Below are 2400 nucleotides of genomic sequence, written 5' to 3'. Positions count from 1 at the left end.
TGCGGGCGGAGTTTCCGGACTGGGACGGGGATGCGGGGTTCCGGGTGTGGCGCTGCGCCGAGACTCCAGCGGACGGCACCGAATGCACCACCTTGCCCATACCGTATTGATTTTCATGACCAGAATGACAGGAGCTACGCTCCGGGTGCCGTTGCCACCGGAGTCTCGTCATCATGCCGCCCGCCCTGCCCCGACGTTATGCATACCTGGCTCTGCTGCTGTCCTCGCTGCAGCCTGCCACTGCCATGCTGCTTTACGACAACGGTCCCGAAAGTGCAGCCGGCGGCATCCGGCTGGATGAAACCGTCATCGCGCAGGATTTCCGGCTGGCGGCGGCTGCCCTCATCGATACGGTCACGTTCGCCGGCACCGAACGCTTCGTGCCGAGCGACTTCGCATGGCGGATCTATGCCGACAACAGCAGCAAGCCGGGGGCGCTGCTGCTGGAAGGCAGCGGTACGGCTGTCCGCACCTTCCTCGGCACGACAGCGACCACCACCCGCTATCGCTACACACTGGACATCGGCGCCCTGATGCTCGCTGCCGGCGACTACTGGCTGGGCCTGTCCGGCAGTATCGGCACGACCTGGTCGGGCGCACCGGACAACGGCAGCAGCCAGACGCTGCTGCTGGACGACGATCCGTTCACCGATCCCTTCGTCGGTTGGAAGCCGGCCCTGCTTGTTCATCCCGAACAGAGTTTCCAGATCCTCGGAACCTTGCAGATCGACACGCCACCGACCGCGGCACTGCTCGGCAGCGCCGCACTCGCACTCGCACTCGCCGCTGCACGACGGCGAACCGCTCGTCGATCCTGACGGCTCGCCTCAGCGATTCAGGGTCAGCCCCATGCCGACCACACCTGTCGCTTCCGTCTCCCCCGCCCCGCCGCCGAGCACCTTGTACAGATCGACGCCGTTCGACAGCCGCGCCAGCCGCACGCTGATCAGGTTCTGCTGCGCCGAGTACAGCGAGCGCTGCGAGTCGAGCGTGCTCAGGTAGCTGTCGACGCCGCGGCGGAAGCGCGCTTCGGACAGCCGGTAGCTGTCGGCGCTGGCATCGACCAGCGCGCGCTGGGCGCTCAGGCGGTCCTGGATCGTCGAGCGCGTCGCCAGCGCATCGGCGACCTCGCGGAAGGCGGTCTGGATGGTCTTCTCGTAGGTGGTGACGGCGATGTCGCGATCGACCTTCGCAGCGTCGAGATTGGCCTGGTTCGCGCCGCCATCGAAGATCGGCAGGCTGATCGACGGCGCGAAGCTCCAGAAGCCGCTGGCGCCCGAGAACAGCGAACCGAGCCGGGCGCTGGCACTGCCGCCGGCTCCGGTCAGCGTGATGGTCGGGAAGAAGGCCGCGCGTGCGGCGCCGATGCTGGCGTTGGCGCCGATCAGCGTGTGCTCGGCGGCGAGGATGTCGGGCCGCTGCAGCAGCACCGAGGACGGCAGGCCGACCGGCACCTCGGCGAGCGTCGCGGCATCGGCCGGCAGCTTGTCCGGCAGCAGGTTTTCCGGCGGCTCGCTGCCGAGCAGCAGGCGCAGCGCGTTGCGGTCCTGCTCGACCTGCGCCGAGTAGGTCGCGACATCGCCGCGCGCGGTCTCGACGCTGGTGCGCGCCTGCGCCAGATCGAGCCCCGAGCCGATGCCGGAGCTGACCGTGCGCTCGGTCAGCCGGTACGAGGCCTGCTGGCTGGCTAGCGTCTCGCGCGCCAGCGCCAGCCGCTCGCGGTCGGCGGCGAGCGTCAGCCAGGCATTGGCGACCTCGGCGATCAGCGTCAGCTGCGTCGCGCGTCGCGCCTCGGCGCTGGAGAAGTAGCTTTCCAGCGCCTGGGTTTCGAGGTTCTTCAGCCGCCCCCACAGATCGAGCTCCCAGGCGCTGACGCCGAGCTGCGCCGTGTACTGGCGCGACACCGTCGCCCGGCCGCTCTGCGACAGCTGGCCGGGCGTGCGCTGCGCGCTCTGCGACAGGCCGGCGTTCACCTGCGGCAGCGCTTCGGCGGCCTGCACGCGGTACAGCGCGCGCGCCTTGTCGATGTCGAGCGCCGCCAGACGCAGGTCGCGGTTGTCGGCGAGCGCGGTCTCGATCAGCTGGCGCAGGCGCGGATCGCGGTAGTAATCGCGCCAGACCGGGGCCGGCAGCGGCTGTGCCACCGGCGGTTTCGTGCCGGCCGGCCAGGCATCGGCGACCGGCAGCGACGGACGCACGTAGTCGGGGGCGAGGTTCATGCAGCCGCTCGCGAGCACGGCGGCCAGCGCGACGGCAGGCGGGCGCAGACGCTTGCGCTTCATCGGGCGTCTCCGGTGTGGGCAGGCAGGGTCGGGGGCGTGGCTTCGGGCACCGAGACCGCGGCAGCACGCTCGCGCCCGCCGAGGTAGCGGCGCACCAGCACGAAGAACAGCGGCACGA

2 protein-coding genes are annotated in these 2400 nt (G+C 70.1%); one reads left to right on the top strand and one right to left on the bottom strand.

Features of this window, described 5'->3' with window-relative positions; all coding sequences use genetic code 11:
- Window positions 1-173 precede the first annotated feature (173 nt).
- Window positions 174-818 carry a hypothetical protein gene (locus PKE44_RS10395; protein ID WP_324550801.1) on the top strand — a complete coding sequence of 215 codons (645 nt, stop codon included), beginning with the start codon at window positions 174-176 and terminating at the stop codon, window positions 816-818.
- 9 nt (window positions 819-827) lie between these two features.
- Here PKE44_RS10395 and PKE44_RS10390 read toward each other — a convergent pair whose 3' ends face one another.
- Window positions 828-2282, bottom strand: a complete 1455-nt coding sequence (locus PKE44_RS10390; protein WP_324550798.1) for an efflux transporter outer membrane subunit — start codon at window positions 2280-2282, stop codon at window positions 828-830.
- Between the last annotated feature and the right edge of the window lie 118 nt (window positions 2283-2400).

Source organism: Plasticicumulans sp., from assembly GCF_035331805.1.
GTDB lineage: Bacteria > Pseudomonadota > Gammaproteobacteria > Competibacterales > Competibacteraceae > Plasticicumulans.
The sequence above is the reverse complement of the archived record's forward strand: the minus strand, read 5'-3'. Positions and strand labels throughout refer to the sequence as shown.

Excerpts from the sequence above, each read along its gene's own strand:
- PKE44_RS10395 (WP_324550801.1), top strand. The coding sequence starts at position 174 with ATGCCGCCCGCCCTGCCCCGACGTTATGCATACCTGGCTCTGCTGCTG.
- PKE44_RS10390 (WP_324550798.1), bottom strand. The coding sequence starts at position 2,282 with ATGAAGCGCAAGCGTCTGCGCCCGCCTGCCGTCGCGCTGGCCGCCGTG.